This window comes from Moritella viscosa, assembly GCF_900120065.1.
Taxonomy (GTDB): Bacteria; Pseudomonadota; Gammaproteobacteria; order Enterobacterales; family Moritellaceae; genus Moritella; species Moritella viscosa.
Genome location: NZ_FPLG01000114.1, coordinates 237,611 through 259,845, shown reverse-complemented (window position 1 = coordinate 259,845; position 22,235 = coordinate 237,611). Strand labels below are relative to the sequence as shown.

At 37.2% G+C, this 22,235-nt stretch carries 22 protein-coding genes; 18 read left to right on the top strand and 4 right to left on the bottom strand.

Going from position 1 to position 22,235, the window contains the following annotated elements:
* Positions 1-365 precede the first annotated feature (365 nt).
* Positions 366-1,484 carry a porin gene (locus BT797_RS19380; RefSeq protein WP_075473199.1) on the top strand — a complete coding sequence of 373 codons (1,119 nt, stop codon included), beginning with the start codon at positions 366-368 and terminating at the stop codon, positions 1,482-1,484.
* A 148-nt stretch (positions 1,485-1,632) separates the two neighbouring features.
* On the opposite strand, the gene ppiC is transcribed toward BT797_RS19380, so the two are convergent.
* The gene (ppiC, locus tag BT797_RS19375) at positions 1,633-1,914 is read right to left on the bottom strand and encodes a peptidylprolyl isomerase PpiC (protein WP_045112525.1); all 282 of its coding nucleotides are present in this window, start codon (positions 1,912-1,914) and stop codon (positions 1,633-1,635) included.
* A gap of 238 nt (positions 1,915-2,152) precedes the next feature.
* Between ppiC and pgm the strand changes: the two genes are divergently transcribed.
* The 12 genes from pgm (at position 2,153) to ttcA (ending at position 14,147) form a co-directional block, all read left to right on the top strand.
* Complete coding sequence (gene pgm, locus BT797_RS19370) at positions 2,153-3,790, top strand: phosphoglucomutase (alpha-D-glucose-1,6-bisphosphate-dependent) (RefSeq protein ID WP_075473198.1); 1,638 nt, start codon at positions 2,153-2,155, stop codon at positions 3,788-3,790.
* A 428-nt stretch (positions 3,791-4,218) separates the two neighbouring features.
* Positions 4,219-5,646, top strand: a complete 1,428-nt coding sequence (ccoN, locus tag BT797_RS19365; RefSeq protein ID WP_045110441.1) for a cytochrome-c oxidase, cbb3-type subunit I — start codon at positions 4,219-4,221, stop codon at positions 5,644-5,646.
* A gap of 14 nt (positions 5,647-5,660) precedes the next feature.
* Positions 5,661-6,263, top strand: a complete 603-nt coding sequence (gene ccoO / locus BT797_RS19360) for a cytochrome-c oxidase, cbb3-type subunit II (RefSeq protein WP_045110442.1) — start codon at positions 5,661-5,663, stop codon at positions 6,261-6,263.
* A gap of 11 nt (positions 6,264-6,274) precedes the next feature.
* Entirely contained in the window at positions 6,275-6,466 is a 192-nt protein-coding gene (locus BT797_RS19355; RefSeq protein ID WP_045110443.1) for a CcoQ/FixQ family Cbb3-type cytochrome c oxidase assembly chaperone, read from the top strand.
* Positions 6,467-6,478: 12 nt separating this feature from the next.
* The gene (gene ccoP, locus BT797_RS19350; RefSeq protein WP_170860793.1) at positions 6,479-7,390 is read left to right on the top strand and encodes a cytochrome-c oxidase, cbb3-type subunit III; all 912 of its coding nucleotides are present in this window, start codon (positions 6,479-6,481) and stop codon (positions 7,388-7,390) included.
* 96 nt (positions 7,391-7,486) lie between these two features.
* Positions 7,487-7,978, top strand: a complete 492-nt coding sequence (locus BT797_RS19345; RefSeq protein ID WP_045110445.1) for a FixH family protein — start codon at positions 7,487-7,489, stop codon at positions 7,976-7,978.
* A complete protein-coding gene (locus tag BT797_RS19340; protein ID WP_045110446.1) occupies positions 7,978-10,371 on the top strand; it encodes a heavy metal translocating P-type ATPase in 2,394 nt (797 codons plus the stop codon). The genes BT797_RS19345 and BT797_RS19340 overlap by 1 nt, the downstream gene beginning before the upstream one ends.
* The gene (gene ccoS / locus BT797_RS19335) at positions 10,371-10,562 is read left to right on the top strand and encodes a cbb3-type cytochrome oxidase assembly protein CcoS (protein WP_045110447.1); all 192 of its coding nucleotides are present in this window, start codon (positions 10,371-10,373) and stop codon (positions 10,560-10,562) included. Before BT797_RS19340 ends, ccoS begins: the two co-directional genes overlap by 1 nt.
* Positions 10,552-11,241, top strand: coding sequence for a sulfite exporter TauE/SafE family protein (locus BT797_RS19330; RefSeq protein WP_045110448.1), 690 nt, complete (start codon positions 10,552-10,554; stop codon positions 11,239-11,241). The genes ccoS and BT797_RS19330 overlap by 11 nt, the downstream gene beginning before the upstream one ends.
* Positions 11,242-11,285: 44 nt before the next feature.
* Entirely contained in the window at positions 11,286-12,032 is a 747-nt protein-coding gene (locus BT797_RS19325) for an FNR family transcription factor (protein WP_045110449.1), read from the top strand.
* Between the two features lie 155 nt (positions 12,033-12,187).
* Positions 12,188-13,099, top strand: coding sequence for a universal stress protein UspE (gene uspE, locus BT797_RS19320; RefSeq protein ID WP_045110450.1), 912 nt, complete (start codon positions 12,188-12,190; stop codon positions 13,097-13,099).
* 118 nt (positions 13,100-13,217) lie between these two features.
* Positions 13,218-14,147, top strand: coding sequence for a tRNA 2-thiocytidine(32) synthetase TtcA (gene ttcA / locus BT797_RS19315; RefSeq protein ID WP_045110451.1), 930 nt, complete (start codon positions 13,218-13,220; stop codon positions 14,145-14,147).
* Positions 14,148-14,247: 100 nt separating this feature from the next.
* On the opposite strand, the gene BT797_RS19310 is transcribed toward ttcA, so the two are convergent.
* Positions 14,248-14,895, bottom strand: a complete 648-nt coding sequence (locus BT797_RS19310) for a DUF2987 domain-containing protein (protein ID WP_075473197.1) — start codon at positions 14,893-14,895, stop codon at positions 14,248-14,250.
* Between the two features lie 259 nt (positions 14,896-15,154).
* Between BT797_RS19310 and potA the strand changes: the two genes are divergently transcribed.
* The 4 genes from potA (at position 15,155) to BT797_RS19290 (ending at position 18,989) form a co-directional block, all read left to right on the top strand.
* Entirely contained in the window at positions 15,155-16,258 is a 1,104-nt protein-coding gene (potA, locus tag BT797_RS19305; protein ID WP_075473196.1) for a spermidine/putrescine ABC transporter ATP-binding protein PotA, read from the top strand.
* Positions 16,251-17,108, top strand: coding sequence for a spermidine/putrescine ABC transporter permease PotB (gene potB / locus BT797_RS19300; protein WP_045110454.1), 858 nt, complete (start codon positions 16,251-16,253; stop codon positions 17,106-17,108). Before potA ends, potB begins: the two co-directional genes overlap by 8 nt.
* Entirely contained in the window at positions 17,101-17,871 is a 771-nt protein-coding gene (gene potC / locus BT797_RS19295) for a spermidine/putrescine ABC transporter permease PotC (protein ID WP_045110455.1), read from the top strand. The genes potB and potC overlap by 8 nt, the downstream gene beginning before the upstream one ends.
* A gap of 83 nt (positions 17,872-17,954) precedes the next feature.
* Positions 17,955-18,989, top strand: coding sequence for an extracellular solute-binding protein (locus BT797_RS19290; RefSeq protein WP_045110456.1), 1,035 nt, complete (start codon positions 17,955-17,957; stop codon positions 18,987-18,989).
* A gap of 89 nt (positions 18,990-19,078) precedes the next feature.
* Here the strand turns inward: BT797_RS19290 and cobB are convergent, their stop codons facing one another.
* A complete protein-coding gene (cobB, locus tag BT797_RS19285) occupies positions 19,079-19,804 on the bottom strand; it encodes a Sir2 family NAD+-dependent deacetylase (protein ID WP_075473195.1) in 726 nt (241 codons plus the stop codon).
* 270 nt (positions 19,805-20,074) lie between these two features.
* Positions 20,075-20,698 (bottom strand): phasin-related domain-containing protein, encoded by a 624-nt coding sequence (locus BT797_RS19280; RefSeq protein ID WP_045110458.1) that lies wholly within the window; start codon positions 20,696-20,698, stop codon positions 20,075-20,077.
* A 244-nt stretch (positions 20,699-20,942) separates the two neighbouring features.
* On the opposite strand from BT797_RS19280, the gene BT797_RS19275 reads away from it, so the two are divergent.
* A complete protein-coding gene (locus BT797_RS19275; protein WP_045110459.1) occupies positions 20,943-22,169 on the top strand; it encodes a threonine/serine exporter family protein in 1,227 nt (408 codons plus the stop codon).
* Positions 22,170-22,235: the final 66 nt, after the last annotated feature.

Genomic DNA, 22,235 nt, shown 5'->3' with positions numbered 1-22,235 from the left:
TACGATCACCAACACAAATATAAATGATACTTCCATTTAAAATCAATGGGTTAGCCGTATTAACTTGTTGTACCCCCTAATTTAATTCAAATTATAAAAGTCAGTTTATATGCAAAGCTCAAGACCACATAGTTCCCCGTGTAAATTATCGCTGTGAATTAATGGGTAATTCTGGTTGTTAATGAGATCTTAATCATTGTTTGTAACTTAATATTGGTTTTACTGTGATTTTTATCACGTATAAAAACAACTTAGTTTGTACAGCGAATTTAATTGAGTAGACTCCGAATCAACAAATCATAAAGTTCATTATTAATTTACGACAAACAATATACAGCATTTACATCTACTAAAAGGAATTTAGAATGAATAAATTAAGTCTATCGACAGTATCTTTAGCGGTATCAACTGCTTTATTTTCAACTGGTGCGAGTGCATACGTATTAGGCACCGAAAATACAGGTAATGTGGAAGTCTACGGTGTCGTCGCAGTATCTGCGTATGGGCACACTGGTGATGATACGAATGTGACAGATTACAGTATTGATAACGAAACACGTATCGGTTTTCGCGGTAGCAAGCAAATGACTGATGGGATAAACGTCATATTTCAAGTTGAATCAGGGTATACAGATGTAGATGACTGGGCTGGTGGCGGTCTAGGTTTCCGTGATACATTCGTGGGTGTTGAGGGGGATTACGGTAAAGTAACTATTGGTCGGCAGTTAACGCCTATGTACGAAATTGTGGATTGGCCTTTTACCAACCCTGGTCTAGGCCGCGTATTTGACCCTGCCGCAACAGGTGATATTGCTTACATGTACGATCGCACGGAATCTATTCGATATTTCGCCCCTGCGATGGGAAATTTGAATATTAATGTTGCAACTGGTCGTGCTGGCAGTGGTGAAGATGCCCATTGGTTCGGTGGCGCAGCTAAGTATAAAGCGTTTGATACGATCACATTACATGCAACATTTGAGTATGGTAATAATAGACAATCAAAAGCAGCTGTAGATGGTGTAGCAGCAGGACATAAAATTGATGAGAATGGTGTGATTGTACCAGTTGCTGCTGTAGCCCCAATAGACGCAGTTGTAACGGACACTTTTACCTATCTCGTTGGTTTTGAAGCACCAATTTTAGATACTGGTATCAGCATTGCTGCCGCATATAAATACGGCCAAGCTGAGAATATAGCAACTAAAAATGTTGACTCACAAGGTTCATATTCTGTTGTTGCACAATATTGGAATGGCCCACTGGGTATTAAACTCGGTTATGCTGCAACTGAAGATGTTGATTCAGATGATAACTCAAATACAGAAAAAGGTTCTTCAGTAACATCATTACAAGTAATGGGGGTAGTGAACGGGTTTGTTCCTTACGTGCGTCTTGGTATGACAGACCAACTTGGTTGGGGTGCATCACCGCTTGATGACCAAGAAGTATTTGCTCGTGTAGGTCTTGAATACGGATTCTAAACGTTAATGCCTTTATAGAGTCACTGTATTTAGACAATAAAAAACCAGCTACTTGTATTTAAACGGCAGCTGGTTTTTTGTTTTAGTAATTAGAATATGAGTCTTCTAACTGCTAATATATTTCGTTACTTATTAGTTGTGAATACGATTAAGTACGGAAAAGAACTTTAATGATATGGTAACCGAACTTAGTTTTAACTGGGCCTAAGTTAGCTAGAATTTCACCGTTGAATACAGCTTTATCAAAAGCTGGAACCATCGCGCCCTTTCTAAATTCACCTAAATTACCGCCATCCTTCTTTGAAGGACAGATAGAGTGAGATTTAGCTAACTTTTGAAAGTTACCGCCTTTCTCTAATTTTTCTAATATTTCATATGCTTTATCTTCGTGTTTTACTAAGATATGCAATGCTGCAGCTGTACTCGCCATAACTAATTTAACTCTAAATAAATAATTTATAATCACAGATTTTAACACAATAGATACACCAATGCCTATAGTCTTAATTACAGGTGCGATCACTGGTTATAGAAAGTGCAAAAACAACAACTAAGACCAGTTTTTAGTCATTTCAAATGAAACAGTGTGCCAATATTAACTTATAAGAGGTATACTGGTAACAATTAAAACAAATAATCGCTTTCATATATTAAGGACATAATTGCAAATGGCAGTTCACCCAAGAGCCGGACAAAAGGCATTAAATTCTGATCTTTGTAATATCCCTGCACTCGTCTCTAATTATTACATCAACAAACCTGATGTAAGTAAAATTGCTGAGCGTGTTGCATTTGGTACATCAGGTCATCGTGGTAACGCTTTTACGTCTTCTTTTAATGAAGACCATATTCTCGCAATTTCTCAAGCTATTGCTGAATACCGCCATGAACAAGGTATCACTGGTCCTTTATTTATCGGTAAAGATACACATGCATTATCTGAACCTGCAAATATTTCAGTTATTGAAGTACTCGTTGCAAATGGCGTTGATGTACGCATTCAAGCGGATGATGGTTTTACACCGACGCCAGTTATCTCACATGCAATCTTAACGCATAATAGTAACAACACAATTCAAGCTGACGGTATTGTGATCACGCCATCACACAACCCCCCACAAGATGGCGGTATTAAATATAACCCGCCACATGGTGGACCAGCCGATGGTGATGTAACTAAAATTATTGAAAACCGTGCCAACTATATTATTGCTGAAGGCTTAACTGCAGTTAAACGTATTAGCTTTGCTATTGCTATTGAGTCTGCTCATTATCAAGAAATTGATTATGTAGCTGGATATGTTGCTGATTTAGAAAACGTGCTCAACCTTAAAGCAATTTCAGATGCAGGCATTAAAATTGGTGTTGATACGTTAGGCGGTTCTGGTTTTGCATACTGGGAAGTGATTGCTGCGAAATATAATTTAGATATTGAAGTAGTAAACGACCGTGTTGACCCAAGTTTTTCATTTATGTGTCTAGATAAAGATGGCAAGATCCGCATGGATTGTTCATCACCCTATGCTATGGCAAGTTTGATCAGCTTGAAAGACGACTTTGATATTGCCATTGGTAATGATCCCGATTATGACCGCCATGGTATTGTAACGAAAAGTGGCTTGATGAATCCGAACCATTACCTTGCTGTTGCAATTCAATACCTATTTAGTCATCGTAAAGATTGGCCTGTAAATGCGAAAGTAGGTAAAACACTTGTATCAAGTTCTATGATTGATCGTGTCGCGGCTAAGATTGAACGCCCATTATGTGAAGTACCTGTTGGTTTTAAGTGGTTTGTTGATGGTTTACATACTGCCGATTTTGCCTTTGGTGGCGAAGAAAGTGCAGGTGCATCATTTTTACGTAAAAATGGTACAGTTTGGACTACGGATAAAGATGGCATCATCCTAGCATTACTTTCTGCAGAGATTCTTGCAGTAACAGGTAAAGATCCTGCACAACTCTATTCAGAACTAACTGAAGAATTTGGATCACCTGTTTATAACCGTATCGATGCGCCAGCTTCATTTGAAGAAAAAGCAATTCTTTCAAATCTATCACCAGAATCGGTTCAGGCTAAAACATTGGCTGGTGAAACAATCACAGCTAAATTAACCAGCGCACCTGGCAATGATGGTAAAATTGGTGGTTTAAAAGTAACCACTGAAAATGGTTGGTTTGCTGCCCGTCCATCAGGGACTGAGGCAATTTACAAAATTTATGCTGAAAGCTTTAAAGATGAGGCGCATTTAGCGTTAATTTTAAGCGAAGCACAAGAAATTGTATCGGCAGCATTAAAAGCTTAAGTTAACCTCATACTTTACTCAGTATGAGTCAAAAGGTTACTTAACTCTCTTAATACACTAGAGTTAAGTAACCTTTTTTATTAACAAGCTAATAACCTTATATTGCACTAAGCCAAAAAAACCATAGATTATTTTACACTCCGTTGTGTTTTTAGCGCTGTTTTTGCTTGATCATTATCAATTCAACAATGAAAAATCTATTTTTCAACTCAAATTAATTGATCTAAATCAACCAAGTCAAATACACCTATTTATAGTGTCTTTTTAACAATATAACAAACAAATTCCGCTGTTAATGTTACGTAAAATCGCGTAATATCCCCATCTGAGTACGACTGTCAATTTAGATTACCTATATTTACACGTACTTTTTTTGGGTATTCACGCATCGTAAGATGTTTAATTATTCGTAGCACCGGAAGCAAAATATGAGCTCTCATTCACCTATAAAAACTGACTATAACTATAAAGTTGTACGACAGTTTACTGTGATGGCCGTTATCTGGGGTATTGTTGGTATGTCAGTAGGTGTGCTAATTGCAGCACAGCTAATTTGGCCTGCACTAAATTTCGATACACCTTGGTTAACTTATAGCCGTCTTCGTCCCCTACATACCAATGCAGTAATTTTTGCATTTGGTACTTCGGCCCTAATGGCAACATCTTTTTATGTTGTTCAACGTACATGTCAAGCGCGCTTATTTGGTGGCGTTTTACCTGCAATTGTCTTTTGGGGTTGGCAACTTGTTATTATCTCTGCCGTTATATCATTACCACTTGGTTATAATACAACTAAAGAATACGCAGAACTTGAATGGCCGATTGATATTTTAATCACCTTTGTTTGGGTTATTTATGCCGTTGTATTCTTTGGTACCATCGTTAAACGCCGCACGTCGCACATTTATGTTGCGAACTGGTTCTTTGGCGCATTCATCTTAACCGTCGCAGTTTTACATATTGTAAACAGTGCAGCTATCCCACTAAATGGAATGAAATCTTATTCTATTTACGGTGGTGCTATTGATGCGATGGTTCAGTGGTGGTACGGCCATAATGCAGTAGGCTTCCTTCTAACTGCTGGTTTCCTAGGCATGATGTATTACTTCGTTCCTAAACAAGCTAATCGTCCTGTTTACTCATATCGCTTATCTATTGTTCACTTCTGGGCATTAATATCGTTATACATTTGGGCTGGTCCTCATCACCTTCATTACACTGCACTACCTGATTGGACTCAATCAGTTGGTATGGTAATGTCATTAATTCTATTTGCGCCATCCTGGGGCGGTATGATTAATGGTATTATGACGCTTTCAGGAGCATGGCATAAACTACGTTATGACCCTATCCTTCGTTTTCTAATTGTATCTTTATCTTTCTACGGTATGTCTACGTTCGAAGGTCCAATGATGGCAATTAAGAGTGTCAACGCATTATCGCATTACACTGACTGGACTATTGGTCACGTACACTCAGGTGCACTCGGTTGGGTTGCAATGGTATCTATTGGTGCTATCTATCACTTAATCCCAGTGTTATTTAATCAGGGTCGTATGTATAGCATTAAGCTTATCAATGTTCACTTCTGGTTAGCAACTGTTGGTACAGTTCTTTACATTGTAGCAATGTGGATCTCTGGTGTTATGCAAGGGCTGATGTGGAGAGCGGTAAATGCTGACGGTACTTTAACGTATAGTTTCGTTGAATCACTTCAAGCTTCATACCCATTCTACTTTGTACGCTTCCTTGGTGGTGTGTTCTTTGTGACAGGTATGTTACTTATGGCATATAATGTCTTTAAGACAATCTCTGCTGCAGATCACTCAATCAAAGCTGATGCTGAAGCTGCATAATCCAGGAGAATGTTATGAAACATGAATTAATTGAAAAGAACATTGGTTTATTAGCGATATTCATCGTTATTGCTATCAGTTTTGGTGCAATGGTTGAGATCACACCATTGTTCTGGCAAAAAGATACGACTGAGCCTTTAGACACTCTACGCCCTTATACGGCACTAGAGATGGAAGGTCGTGATATCTACATGCGTGAGAACTGTGTAGTTTGTCATAGCCAAATGATCCGTCCTTTCCGTGCAGAAACAGAGCGCTATGGTGCATATTCTGTTGCTGGTGAGTCTGTTTGGGAGCATCCATTCTTATGGGGTTCTAAACGTACTGGTCCAGATCTAGCGCGTGTTGGCGGTCGTTATTCTGATGATTGGCATCGTGCTCATTTACTTGATCCACGTAGTGTTGTTCCTGAATCAAACATGCCTGCTTTCCCTTGGTTAGCTGAAAATGTATTAGATGGTTCAGAATCTGCTAAGAAACTAAGTATCTTCAAAAACTACTTTGATGTTCCTTACACAGATGCCGATATTGCTGGTGCAGAAGCCGCAGTGAAAGGCAAAACTGAACTAGACGCTTTGGTTGCTTACCTGCAATCATTAGGTCATGCATTAAAATAAGGGGATAACTTATGGATTACGGTACATTTCAAGGGGTTTATACCCTAATACTAATGGCCATTTTTATCGGTATTATTGTTTGGGCTTACAGCAAACGTCAAAAACGTTCGTTTAATGAAGCTGCTAACTTAGTATTTGCTGATGAAACAGTCCACAGTGATTCACTTAATGGAGAGCAGAAAAATAAATCTGCTCGTATTTAGGAGTTTATGATTATGAGTACTTTTTGGAGTATTTGGATCACAGTGATCACACTAGGTAGTATTTTTGGTTGCCTAGCTATTCTTTGGATATGTAACAAAAACGATACAGGTGTTAAAGAAGGCGAATCAATGGGTCACTCTTTCGATGGTATCGAAGAGTTAAACAACCCATTACCAACATGGTGGAAATACTTATTTATTTTCACTTGTATTGGTGGTTTCATCTATTTTGCTCTTTACCCTGGCCTAGGTGCTTATAAGGGCCTATTAGGTTGGACAAGTGCAAATGAATACCAGCGCGAAGTTTCGTCTGCAGATGACAAATATGCAGCTGTATTTAACAAATTAGTTAAAACAGAAGAAAGTAACTTTACTGAATACCGTGAAATTGCTGACATCGCGAAAGACCCTGAAGCAGTGAAAGTAGGCCAACGTCTGTTTTTACAAAACTGTTCACAGTGTCATGGTTCTGATGCACGTGGTGCTAAAGGCTTCCCTAACCTAACTGATGGCGATTGGTTATACGGCGGTACAACTGCTGATATCAAAACTACTATCATGCACGGCCGTGCTGGTGTAATGCCAGGTTGGTTAGCTGTATTAGGTGATGAGAAAGTCGATAATGTAGTCACTTATGTTGTTGGTTTATCTGGCCGTAAAGTTAATGCTCGTGATGAAGCAGCAGGTAAAGAAGTATTCCTTCAAACTTGTTCTGCTTGTCATGGTGCTGATGCTAAAGGCATGACTATGCTAGGTGCACCTAACCTAACGGACAAAACTTGGTTGTACGGTGGTTCACGTAAAGTAATCCAACAAACAATCAGTTATGGTCGTAACGGTGTAATGCCAGCATGGGGTAAAATCCTTGGTGAAGACAAAGTAACGCTATTAAGCAGTTATGTTTACAGTTTAAGTGTAAAGTAACGTAATAGTGGTTATTTAAAGCTCCATTTACTGAATGGAGCTTTTTTTTTGGCTATAACTTTGTTAAATTTCGCATTTCCCTTTTTGGAGTTCACAATGAAATCTTATTGGTATAAAGAACCGTGGTTCTGGTTTGTCATTTTCTTTCCTGTATTAGCCGTGGTTGCTGGCACTTCGACTTTTATTATTTTTCAAAACAATCAACCTGATATGGTTTCTGACGATTATTATAAAGACGGTAAAAAGATCAACCAAGACTTAACTAAATACCATGAAGCTTTGGTTCGAAATATTACTTTCAGCCTAAAATTCGACGACGGTTTCGCCGTGTTCACACCTTCTACAGGAGATATGACAAAGAACGAAGCGCTTAACATTTCATTTTTCCATGTCACATTGGCGAAACATGATATATCAGTACTGGCAACAGCCTCGGGTGACGGAAGTTACCGTGTAGAAATTCCAGACGATATGCTAAAAGGTAAATGGCGTGTGCGTGCCGAGTCTTTTGATGGAAAATGGCGCATTCAAGAATACGTTCAATATCCAAATACTTCAGTAATTAAGTTAGACGGCGAGCAAGATTAATGTCAAACGGGACTAATTGTTACCACTGTGGCGAAAGTGTTTTAGCTGCTGATAAAAATAAATATAAAGTGTATATCGCACCTGAAGAACGTGAAATGTGTTGTCCAGGTTGCATGTCTGTCGCTGAAATGATCGTCGGTTCGGGTTTAAGTTCGTATTATGAACACAGAACTGATTTATCTCCCACAGCAAAGCAATTAGTACCGGATGAATTATTACGATTAGAAATATATGACGATAATGAAATTCAAGATGAGTTTGTTTATCAGGATGGTGAAATAAAAGAAATCACCCTCACAGTTGAAGGATTAACCTGCGCCGCCTGTGCTTGGTTAATCGAAAAAAGTTTACGTAACACCCAAGGTATTCACTTCATCAACGTAAACGCAACAAGTAACCGTATTACGATCAAGTGGATTGATGCACAAATAAAGTTAAGTGATATCTTAAAACGAATTAGTAATTTAGGTTACAGTGCATCGCCTTTTCAAGCAGACCAACATGAATTGATGTACAACAAGCAACTTAAATCTTATTTCAGACGATTAGGTTTAGCCGGATTAGCGACAATGCAAGTAATGATGTTTGCTGTTGCGCTCTACTCTACTTGGTTTGGTGATATGGAAGAGATGTATCGTCAGCTTTTCCGCTGGGTAAGTTTGATTGTTGCGACACCCGTATTACTTTATTCTGCACAACCTTTCTACTCAAATGCCTTGCGTAATTTACGCACTAGAACCTTAGGTATGGACGTCCCTGTTTCAATCGCATTACTTGGTGCTTATACAGCCTCGGCCTATGCAACCATGACTGGCACAGGTGAAGTTTATTTTGAATCGATTTCAATGTTTACTTTCTTCTTATTATTTGGGCGATATTTAGAGCTGAGAGCCCGTAAGAAAACGTCTGAGCTGAGCGCGAACATGGCCAAGCTTATTCCTAACATGGCATTGCGTGTTGATAAAGATAAAATCGAAAAACTAATTCCCACAAAACAACTTGAAATCAACGATCACGTTATTGTTAAAATCGGTGAAGTGATCCCTTGTGATGGCACCATAGTTACCGGTGAGACAAGTGTTGATGAATCTATGCTAACTGGTGAGTTCTTACCCATTGCAAAGTCAGTTGATAGTGGTGTTTATACAGGTAGTCTTAATGTTGAACAGACCATTATCGTATGCGTGACTAAAACGCACAAACACAATATGATTTCAGAAATTATTCGCTTACAAAATACAGCGCAGTCATCAAAGCCTCAGATTTCTATTTTAGCCGATAAAATATCACGTTATTTTGTTCTTTCGTTATTAATCATATCCGCTGCTACTTACTTGTTTTGGTTAGGTCATGATCCAGATAAAGCGTTTTGGGTCACCTTATCTGTACTTGTAGCAACCTGCCCTTGCGCATTATCACTGGCGACACCAACAGCACTAACCTGTGCAACCAGTTTCTTATCTCAACGCGGTATTTTAATTCGTAAAGAGCACGTGCTTGAATCGCTGACCAAAGTTGATGAGATCGCATTTGATAAAACAGGAACATTAACCAAAGGCGCATTCTCTCTAACGAGTATTAAATCGGACAGTGAATTACAAGAAAACGAATTATTACGCATAGCAACGTCTTTGGAGCAGCACTCAACACACCCGATAGCGTCTGCCTTTAAATCAAATATAGAAAAAATTCAATTTAATACAACTGAAAATCATATTGGTTTAGGTATTACGGGAACGCTTGGTGATGATACTTACAAAATAGGCTCTTCTACCTTTACACAGCAGACAAGCTCAACATCAGATGGTAAAGAGATCGTTGTTTATTTAATTAAAAATAATGACTTAATTGCACGTTTTTATATTCAAGATGAAATGCGTGAAAACGTTTCAACCACATTGGATTATATTGCAAATACTGGCTTAGACGTGACCTTGCTTACTGGTGATACAGAAAACAACACCAACAAAGTAACCGACGGTTTAGCAATAACAAATAAAAAAACAAGTCAATCACCAGAAAGTAAACTTGCTTACATCAATCAGCAACAAGCAGGAGGAAAATTAATGCTGATGGTTGGTGATGGGGTTAACGATGCGCCAGTACTCAGTGCTGCGACGGTATCTGTTGCAATGGGAGAAGGCTCTGACCTTGCTAAAAATAGTGCGGATGTTGTGTTATTGACTACCGATTTCATTGCGATGAAATATATGCTGGCTACTGCGACAAAAACATATAAAATAATAAAGCAAAACTTAATGTGGGCGCTCGGTTATAATTCATTAATTTTACCGTTGGCAATGTCAGGAAGCGTACCTCCGTATATTGCGGTAATAGGAATGTCACTCAGTTCACTGCTTGTTATTGGTAATTCATTAAGGCTGTTAAAGTAATGGAAATTATTTTTATGTTAATCCCGATTGCGATTATTTTTGTTGCAATCGCAGTGGGTATCTTTTTTTGGGCCGTTAAATCAGACCAATTTGAAGATTTAGAGCGCGAAGGTAGTAATATCTTGTTTGACGACCATGATAATAACAACGAATCACCGATTGTTAAACCTGTAGTCAAGCATGATAACTAGTTTTGTCGCTGCTTTTATGATTGGTATCTTAGGTGCTGGTCATTGTATCGCAATGTGTGGCGGTATTTCTGGCGCCATCGCACATGCAAACACTCAATCATCACCTCAGACTACATCTCTCGCTCCATTATTTTATAATCTAGGGCGAATTACTAGCTACACGCTAATAGGCGCAATTGTCGGTTACACAGCACAAATTGGCTTAAATTTTGGTGCCGGCTACGACTTATTAGTGATCTTACGCTTTGTTTCTGGTATCACACTCATATTGATTGGTTTATATATTGCGCAACTCAATTCAACGATTCTTCAACTTGAAAAAGTGGGTCGTTTAGTCTGGCGATATATTCAACCAGTTGCTCGCCGATTTTTGCCATTAAAAACACCTTATCACGCCTTCCCGCTTGGTTTTTTATGGGGCTGGTTACCGTGTGGTTTAGTTTATTCAGCACTAACACTCGCTTTAGCGAGTGGGTCAGCATTAGAATCTGCATTAACGATGTTTGCGTTCGGGTTAGGAACCTTCCCTATTATGTTCTTAGTTGGAAGCTTATCGAGTAAATTTAACCGCTTAATACAAAATGCAAAATTCAAAAAAATGAGTGGTTTATTACTCATTTTATTCGGCTTACATATTATTTATATAGCATTAGTACAATTGAGTGCTTCTAGCATTTAAATTTGGTACAATATTGACATATATCAAAAGAGTTTATTGGAATTATGGCCTTAGATAAAAAGATCCCAACACGAATTGCTACTTCAAAGTGTGAAATCCACTGTCAAAACTGCAGCATTAGCCAACTTTGCATACCATATTCTTTGAATGATTCAGAGCTAGATTCTCTCGACCAAATTATTGAACGCAAAAAGCCGTTTCAAAAGCACGATGAAATTTTTAAAGCCGGCGATAAAATTAAATCACTTTACGCTATCCGCTCAGGATCTGTTAAATCATACACGATTACAGAACAAGGTGATGAACAAATCACGGGTTTCCATCTCGCAGGTGATTTAATCGGTTTTGATGCATTAAGCTCCGGTATTCACCCAAGTTTTTCTCAAGCATTAGAAACATCTATGGTTTGTGAAATACCTTATGACACCCTTGATGACTTAATTGGTAAAATGCCGATGTTACGTCGCCAAGTAATGCGCTTAATGAGTGGCGAAATAGCAGCTGATCAAGAAATGATTTTGTTATTAAGTAAAAAGAACGCTGAACAGCGTCTTGCTGCTTTTTTAAATAATCTCTCGGTACGTTTCTCTGAGCGCGGTTTCTCACCTAAAGAATTCCGTTTAACCATGACCCGTGGTGATATCGGTAACTATTTAGGTCTTACGGTTGAAACAATCAGCCGCCTACTTGGTCGTTTCCAAATAAGTAAAATGATTGAAGTTAAAGGAAAATACATCAGTATTTTAGATCGTGAGGGTTTAGCTTTACTCGCTGGTAAGAAAGAATCTTAGTTCACAGCGCTTAACTTATAGCCCATAAAATGCAGTACATTTATGGCATCTATCACAAATTGAGATATAGTTAAATAAGTAAAATTGTTGATTGTGTATAATCAATATAAGAAACATATACTTACTCTATATTCAATTAGTGATGAAGGTGCCTTATGAATAAATATAAAAATATTCTAGTGGTTGCAGATCCAGTTAATACGCCACAAGTTGCGTTATCCCGTGCATTATATCTTGCATCTCAACAAGATAACGTATCAATTACCCTTCTTCTTGTTATCTATGACCTTTCTTATGAACTAACATCTCTATTTTCGAGTGATGAACGTCAGTCAATGCAAGATGCAATTGTTGCCGAAGAACAAAAATCATTTACGCAGCAATTAAAACAAGATTATTCAGGTGTGAATATAAAGTTAAAGCTAATTTGGCATAAGCGTCCTTTCGAATCAATCTTGGAAGAAGCTAAACTCAATAATCACGATTTGATTGTAAAAACTACGCACGATCATAATAAGCTAAGTGCCGTTATGTTTACACCAACTGATTGGCATTTGTTGCGTAAAAGTCAATGTCCAGTATTGCTTGTTAAAGAGCATGAATGGCCGATTGGGGGTAATATTGTTGCCGCTATACAAGTGCTTGAAACAACGAGCCTCAGTTCTGAAGATGATAACTCCATTAATGGAAGAATTACTCAAGAAGCGCTGCAGCTAAAAGAATTACTTAATGCAAATATACATTTAGTGAATGCTTATCCAAGTACACCTGAACATATATCGATAGAAATCCCTAATTTTGATGCAGTCGCATATAATCAAGAGATTGAAGACCATCATAAAAATACCATGTATACCCACGCAGCTAAGTTTAACGTGGCCAAAGAAAATGTTCATATTCAATCTGGTGCACCAGAGGATGTGATTGCTGATGTTGTTCAAGCAGTAGATGCCGAATTAGTGATACTTGGCGCACCAACACGTAATGGACTTTCTGCATTTCTAATCGGGAATACGGCTGAAATGGTGATTGATTCAATTAACTGTGACCTTCTAGCGTTAAAATAATTATCAATTTCTAATGTGACATCTTACGGTAACACTCTGCCCTTGCTCTGGAACTTGCATTTCCGGCTTGCTTGGGTATACTGCGCTGCTTACAGCAATATTTATCCTGAGTGTCCCAATGAATCCTGAAAACCTTACCGCTTTAGAAAAAAAGCAATTTGCTAAACTGCAAAAAAAACTGCGCCACGAAACAGGTAAAGCAATCGTAGATTATAATATGATTGAAGATGGTGACAGAGTCATGGTTTGTTTGTCTGGTGGTGCTGATAGTTTTACAATGCTTGACATTTTAATTCAATTACAAGCAGCTGCACCGATTAGTTTTGACATTATTGCGGTTAACTTAGATCAAAAACAACCGGGTTTCCCTGAAGATATTCTTCCCCGCTACCTTGAGAATCTTGGAATTGAATACAAAATTGTTCAGAAAGATACTTACAGTATCGTTAAAGATAAGATTCCAGAAGGAAAAACAACGTGTAGTCTTTGTTCTCGTTTACGTCGCGGTATTCTGTATAACGCAGCGGTAGAATTACGTGCAACCAAACTTGCTCTTGGCCATCATGCTGATGATATCGTTGAAACATTATTTTTGAATATGTTTCATGGTGCTAAAATGAAAACAATGCCACCAAAACTAATTTCTGACGATAAGCGTAATATTGTTATTCGCCCACTTGCATATTGCCGCGAAGCAGATATTAAAGCTTACTCAGCCTTTAAAGCATTTCCTATTATTCCTTGTAACCTATGTGGTTCACAAGAAAACTTACAACGCCAAGCGGTTAAAGCAATGCTAGCACAGTGGGATGAAGCAAACCCTGGTCGTGTGAATAATTGCTTTAATGCCATTCGCAACATAGTGCCAAGTCACCTTGCTGACACCAATGTATTTGATTTTGTAAATATGGATTTAGAACGCGCTGATGAGTTAACTGAATTTGATACAGCGTTTGATAATGAAATTGAAATGGTCTCTGTTGAAAAATCTAAAACAGGTGTAGAAAACTTTGACCCAAACGACGCTATTACTGTTGTTGAATTATAGAGTTTTCTAATTTTAGAAATAAAAAAGCACTGCATCACTGCAGTGCTTTTTTTTATTCAATTTTTAACTTATTTAATTTTATTCTCTAATTCAGAGTCAATCAAATTTCAGTTAGCGGTACGATACGTAATGGTTGCTTACTGAATCTGATTCCAGCAATTTTATCGTGAATAATTTCATCCTGAGATAACGAAATTTGTTTACCGCTTTTAAATAAATTACCGCTGGTGGTATAAGCATCGACAGGCTCATCAAAAATAAATTGTACGCCCACAGTTGCAGGTAAATTCATTCGACCAAAATAACCGGCCATATTCCCTAAAAACAGATCAAACTCTTCAATTTGCCTCACTAAAGATAAAGTTGAATATTCTGTACTGTTATTTTCTGCCGCCATAATTTGGAACGCAAGGTCACACGACGCTTTATCTGTCACGTTCACGTGCAGTTTTGCTTTATTGTCACGTAGTTCTTTATCGTAAGGGAGCAGCAGCTCTGAATCAGACCCAATTTCAACATCAGTAATAGCGCCTTCGAAATTAATAAATGCATTTTCGATCTGGCAATGTTTACCTGTCTGACTATTATTAAGGAAAACACCAATTTTTGTATTAACGTACTGTTCTTTTTTACTATTTTTTATTCTGTTATAAAAACCATCATAACCAACGACTAATTCTTGGGCGCTTAAAGAAGGGACAAGGAGACTTGAAAGAAGCACCACTTTTATGAAATAGTTATTAAACATGATCTGTTCCTTAATAAATAAGTAAAAGTAAGGGGGTATTATTGTCTCGCTGATTATACCTAAAATAAGTCATAAATTAGAGCATATATTTCGACTTTATCACTTTTAAAGTTTTAAAAATGACCTGAATATGTTTTAAACGCATTATTTTTATTGAAGTGCAAATTTATGCTTCATTTCTGTGAACTATAGCATTAGAATTCACGTAAATTGTTCATCTTATTCGATTAGATGGACCTCTTATCATTTAGGTTTATTGATGCTTAATAAAAATCAAAACTCAATCATTAGACTTGCTAACGCAAAAAAGTCATTTGATAACAAACTTATTATTAATGATTTAACATTAGATATTTATGATGGTGAATTTGTCACAATTTTAGGCCCTTCTGGCTGTGGCAAAACAACGGCATTACGTGTGCTTGCTGGATTAGAAACGCTTGATAGCGGTGATGTATACCTTGAAAATACATGCATCACAAATGTTTCAGCAGAAAAGCGTAATACCAATACCGTTTTCCAAGGCTATGCACTGTTCCCCCACATGACAGTGTTTGAAAATATAGCCTTTGGTTTGCGTATGAAAAAAATTGCGGAATCAGAAATCAAACAACGTGTTGATGATATTCTTGCCATCGTAAAGCTAACCGATTTTAAAGATCGCCAGCCAGCTCAACTTTCAGGTGGTCAACAGCAACGTGTGGCAATTGCACGAGCAGTGATTAATCAGCCAAAAGTACTGTTATTGGATGAATCGTTAAGCGCATTAGATTATAAGCTACGTAAAGAAATGCAGAACGAGCTTAAAATGTTGCAACGAAAGCTAAACATTACCTTTATATTCGTTACGCACGATCAAGAAGAAGCATTAACAATGTCTGATCGTATTATTGTAATGAACAACGGGAACGTTGAGCAGATCGGTACACCTCGAGAAATTTATGAAACGCCGATTAACTTATTCGTGGCTAAGTTTATTGGTGAAATAAATATATTCCCTGGTGCTATTGAATCATGCCTAGGCGAAGGTAAATACATTGCCAATGTGCATGGCTGTCAGTATACGATTTCAACAGCGCTATTGTTAGAACTCGATCAACAAGTCCATATTTTACTACGACCAGAAGATTTAAGAATTAAAGAAATAGACGCTAAAGCTACGTCTGCACAGATTACAGGGCATATTATCGAACGAAATTACAAAGGAATGACACTAGATTCGGTTATCCGCTTAGATTCAGGTGAAAGAGTACAAATTAGTGAATTCTTTGACGAAGATGATCCAGATTTTGACCATAGCCTTGGACAGAAAGTTGCTGTTTCCTGGGTTGAAAGCTGGGAGGTTATCTTAAAAGATGAATAATTCGTCGCTTTTTAAGCGTTTCTCTATTGGGCTTTTACTTGTTTGGTTAAGTGTTTTCGTATTGGTACCTAACTTCATGATTATCGTCACCAGTTTTTTGACACGCGATGATGCAAACTTAATAAGCTTAACTTTTACGTTAGACAACTATGTACGTTTATTTGATCCCTTGTACTTTAAGGTATTAAGTCACTCCGTGTATATGGCGAGTATAGCAACGTTTATCTGCTTAATTATTGGTTACCCTTTTGCTTATACGATAGCCCAGTTACCTAAAAAAGTACGACCAGTGTTGTTATTCCTAATTATTGTACCGTTTTGGACAAATTCATTAATTAGAACATACGGAATTAAGATCTTATTAGCTAAAAAGGGTCTACTTAACGCTTTATTACTCAATTTACATATCATTGATAAGCCGTTAAAGCTGATGTACACCGAGTTTGCAGTCATTTTTGCTTTGGTCTATATATTACTGCCATTTATGATTTTACCTTTGTATTCGAGTATTGAAAAAATAGATAAAAGCTTGATTGAAGCTGCGAAAGATCTTGGCGCATCTAAGTTTACGACTTTTTTAAAAGTGGAATTGCCTTTGACAATGCCGGGGATTATCGCAGGTATGTTATTAGTATTTTTACCTGCCATGGGGATGTTTTATATTGCAGATCTTGTCGGTGGAGCTAAAAACTTACTGATTGGTAATACAATTAAAACACAATTTTTGAATATTCGGGATTGGCCGTTTGGTTCTGCTGCAAGTATCACCTTAACAGTGTTCATGGCAGGCTTACTACTTTTCTATTATAAGGTAGGTAAATCGATTAAAAAAAGAGGTAACAATGCTTAAACGTCATATATCTAAAGTATTGTTATTATTAGTATACATATACTTATATACCCCTATCTTTATTTTAATCGGAAATTCGTTTAATGCCTCTAAATACGGCTTAAAATGGAAAGGATTTACGACAACATGGTATGAACTACTTTGGAGTAACGATACATTACTCCAAGCGGCATTTAACTCGATAACCATTGCTGTTTTTGCATCATCAATTGCCGTCGTTATAGGTACATTGGGTGCTGTGGCTTTATTTAAGCATCAGTTTAAAGGTAAAAAGTTTATATCTGGGCTACTCTTTGTTGTGATGATGTCTCCCGATATTGTGATGGCGATTTCATTATTAGCTTTATTTATTATACTTGGTTTAGATCTTGGCTTTGCTACCTTACTTATCGCTCACATAACCTTTTGTATCCCGTTTGTTGTCATCACGGTTTACAGTCGTTTAAGTAATTTTGATAACGCGATATTAGAAGCCGGTAAAGATTTAGGCGCAAGCGAAGCAACAATCTTTAAACGTATTATTTTGCCCATTGCGAAACCAGCCATTATTGCGAGTTGGTTATTATCATTTACCTTATCGCTTGATGATGTAATTGTGAGTTCGTTCGTGACGGGGCCTAGTTTTGAAGTACTCCCATTGAAGATATATTCAATGGTTAAGGTTGGTGTTTCGCCAGAGGTTAATGCACTAGCTACTGTTATGATTTTAATATCGATTTCGTTTGTTATTGCCGCAGCCCTTATTAATAAAGGTGAAAAGTAGATTCTCTAGCATCGCTTTTACTTGTTATGCAGCCTTGTGCTGCTGTTGTTTACTATTAAATAAAAAGAAGAAGTCAAATTACTATGTTTAAATCAACCGTAAAGTGTATAGCCGCTGCCCTACTTTTTAGTAACTCAGCCTACGCAACAACCATTAATTTTTATAACTGGTCTGAATATATCCCGCCAGGCCTATTAGCTCGTTTCACTGAAGAAACAGGTATTAAAGTTGTTTATTCAACGTATGAATCCAACGAGTCAATGTACGCGAAATTAAAAACATATGATAAGAATGGTTATGATCTTGTTGTACCATCAACGTATTTCATTAGTAAAATGACAAAAGAAGGCATGCTTCAAGAAATCGATCATAAGAAGCTGACTAATTTTGGCAACCTAGATCCATCTCTATTAAACAAAGAATACGATTTAGGCAATCGTTATAGTATCCCATATATCTGGGGCGCTACAGGTATTGGTGTGAACACTGCAGATATTGAATTAGCATCTGTAACAAGTTGGACAGACTTATGGGATCCTAAATGGGAAGGTCAGCTATTATTAACAGATGATGCCCGTGAAATATTCCACATGGCATTAAAAATACAAGGTCATTCAGCGAATACACAAAACGAAGAAGAATTAGCACAAGCATATGAGTTATTAAAAAAACTAATGCCTAACGTACTTGTATTTAATTCTGACACCCCGGCTAATCCGTATATCGCAGGTGAAGTTGAATTTGGTATGATTTGGAATGGCAGCACGTATATGGCGCAACAAGAAGATAGCGACATTACGATGGTATATCCAAAAGAAGGTGCTGTTTTTTGGATGGACAGCTTAGCAATTCCAAAAAACGCAAAGAACGTTGATGCAGTACATAAACTTATCGACTTTTTATTACGTCCAGAAGTTGCAGCTGAAGTCGCTTTAGAGATTGGTTATCCAACACCCAACAAGGCAGCTAAAAAATTACTACCAAAAGCGTTTACCGAAAACAAGATCGTATTCCCTGATGCAGAAACAATTGCAAACGGTGAGTTCCACTCTGATGTTGGTGAAGCGAATATCATTTACGAACGTTATTACGAAAAGTTAAAAGCGCAAAACCTGTAAGGTTATCCGCGATTTAGAACTGATAATAGATAATAAAAAGGTGCATCATATATGCACCTTTTTATCGCGTTTAATTCGAATTTATTATTTTAAAAGAACTGTTTATCTCTCGCCATTAATTCATCTACTAACTCTCTCACTTCATCAGTTGCATTACCAATTCGGTGTTCTTGAAAATTATCCGAGATATGCGTTGAGTCTAAATTGATTTCGATAGTATGTGCACGTACTTTATGTGCTTCATTGACAAAATCAGCCGCTGGGTAAACAGAGCCCGAAGTCCCGATAGCAATAAAGAGGTCAGCCGTGCTTAATGATTTATAAATATCATTCATAAATAAAGGCATTTCATTAAACCAGACAATATGTGGACGAAGATTACCAGGTTCTTTGCAACACGGGCATTTTAATGTCTTATTTAATTGCTTGTAGGGGAATAGTTTATGTGTCTTTTCACAACGTGCTTTGACTAACTCGCCATGCATATGAATAACATTTTTCGCGCCACCACGTTCATGTAAATTATCTATATTTTGCGTGATAATACTGACATTACCAGAATAGTTGTTTTGTAATTCAGCTAATGCTATATGTGCATCATTAGGCTGAACACTAGGCAATGATAATTGATTAAATCGTTGATTATAAAAACTATAAACTAACTCAGGATCTCGACGATAACCATCTAGAGTGGCAATATCATCAATGTGATGCTTAGCCCATAATCCATCACTTGCACGGAATGTTTCAATACCTGATTCAGCAGAAATACCTGAACCCGTAAGGATTACTATGTTGTTATAGTTGTCGAACATTTAACTTCTCTTTGTAATAAATCTTGTATTAACCATATCATTTTTGTGCCTTTTCCGCACGATGAAATACTTATTTTAGATGATTTTTTTATGTTATGTGATACGTATTTATGCCGGATAATTGGGGTGTTATTAAACGATATAATCGCCGCTAACTATATGGGAAATTTATATAAATAAGGAGTTATATGATTACCGAGAGTGGCATAATTGAAATGATAAAACCTGATTGGGCAGTCCTGCCGACCACCACAATCAGTTACGGAATGATTATTTTTTTTTCGCTACGGCTTTTTTAACGCGTTTGTTTGATACTTTTTTTGCCGTTTGTTTAACCGCGACAACTACTTCACTCGCTTCTTTTACAACGGGATTACTTGTTGTCGGTGCGACAACTTCAGCGACAGTTTCAACAGCAGTTGTAACTTGAGCCGAAACACTTGCCACTTTTTCCGTTACAGCAATCTCTACTTTTTCGACAACATCTTTAATCGCTTCAACTTCTACGATGACTTCTTTGTTTTGCTGTATTTTAGCATCTGCAAGTGCTTTTTCGATTTGATCAATTTTATCCATAATGCTATCGAATGCATTAACATCAATGTGCGTTAAAGTCGTAACCGCCTTATGTACTTTATCTTGTAACGCATCTGTAGCACATTGACTTGCTGATGTTAATTTGTCTTTTTGAGACGTAAGAGTTTGTGTTGTGTCAGCTTCTAACTTACGACCTCGTTCAACTAATTCATCGAAGATTGATTGGCTTTTAGTTACAGTATTTGATGCTGATTGATAACCTTTATCATAAGCACCTAAACCTGCTAACCAGATGTTACGTGTGATTTGATCTTTTGCAGACCATGCTTGTTTTGCTGCAGTAATTACTTTCGACATAAGAAACCCTTTTTGAAGCCGCTAATACAATATAAAATTTATGATTTATATATTATCGAGGGAAATTAGAAGTTACATTCCAAAATTTCAGTTACTTAAGCCTCCTCTCACACTATAAATGACTTTTTATTTAACAAGTCTTCAATAAATTACAATTAGATTGAAAATAACCAACATTTAAACTAACAAATTAACTTAAATAGAACTAAAATAGAGCTCTTTTTGCATCTTCCAGAATATAACCATGCACAGTCAGATATATAAGCTTCAAATAAATTTTATTATTAAACTCGGGCTAGCCTTACATCGTTGTGGTGCAACAAGTTATAGAATTGAAAACCATTTAACTAATTTAGCAAAATTCTGGCATATTGAAGCAAGTTTTCTTGTCACACCGACTGCATTTACATTCATATTTTCAAGTAATCCAGATGAACAGCATACCCATATCGTTCGTGTTAAACCTGCAGGTAACGACCTTGGTAAACTAGCAACAATTGATGAAATAGTTGAAAAGGTCGTCGACTCCCAAGTGACACTGGATCAAGCAATTGAGTTATTGGTTGAAGCAAAGCAACAACCTGGCTTTTATGGCGTAAAAACTGAAGCGCTTGGTTGGTGTGTGACTGGTGGCGCATTTGCAATGCTGCTGTCAGATTCAAGTTTAGATATAATAAGCTCATTTTTCTTTTCTTTTCTTGTCTTCATTTTATACAAACTGTCTGCGAACTCGTCACGGCTAGCTTCAATTGTAGAATTTTTTGCACCTTTTATCTCCGCTATTTTGGCGTGTTTTATCGCCAGTCTCGAAGTGAATATCAATGTTCCCTTTGTCATATTATCGTCAGTTATTATTTTTATTCCCGGATTAGCAATTACTGTCGCGCTAAGTGAGATCGTAAACAAAGATTTGGTTTCAGGTACTTCCAAGTTAGTTGATGCAATCATGTTACTGTTTAAACTCTATTTCGGCGCTTTACTTGGTATAACATTAGGCAACCTGATTTGGACCATTGACCCGCTAGTGCTTGATGTGAGTTACTCGTTACCCGATTGGAAAAACTACATCGCTGTCGTAGCGCTATCAACAGGTCTTGTCGTTGCGTTTAATGTGCATAAGTCTGACATGTTTTGGGGGATTTCAGCAGGTCTTATTGCTTATGTTGTTAGTACCTTTGCTGCCCAATACTTAGGTTTCACTTTAGGTACTTTTGTCGGTTCTTTCACCGTTGGTTTGTTTAGTAATATATATGCGATTATTAAAAACAGACCCGCATCAATCGTGTTGATCCAAGGTATTGTATTGTTAGTTCCTGGTAGTAGAACTTATATGGACTTAAATACTTATATTTCAGGACATGAAATATTAAATAATATTAATGACAGTGGTTTTGTTTTCATGATCTTTATTGCGATCCTTGCAGGGATGATTTTAGCAAATGCTATATTACCTGCTAAAAAGAGTTTGTAACATTATTAAACAGTAAACAACTGTATAAACATCCAGATACTCATGCTATGATTATGGCATGAGTAT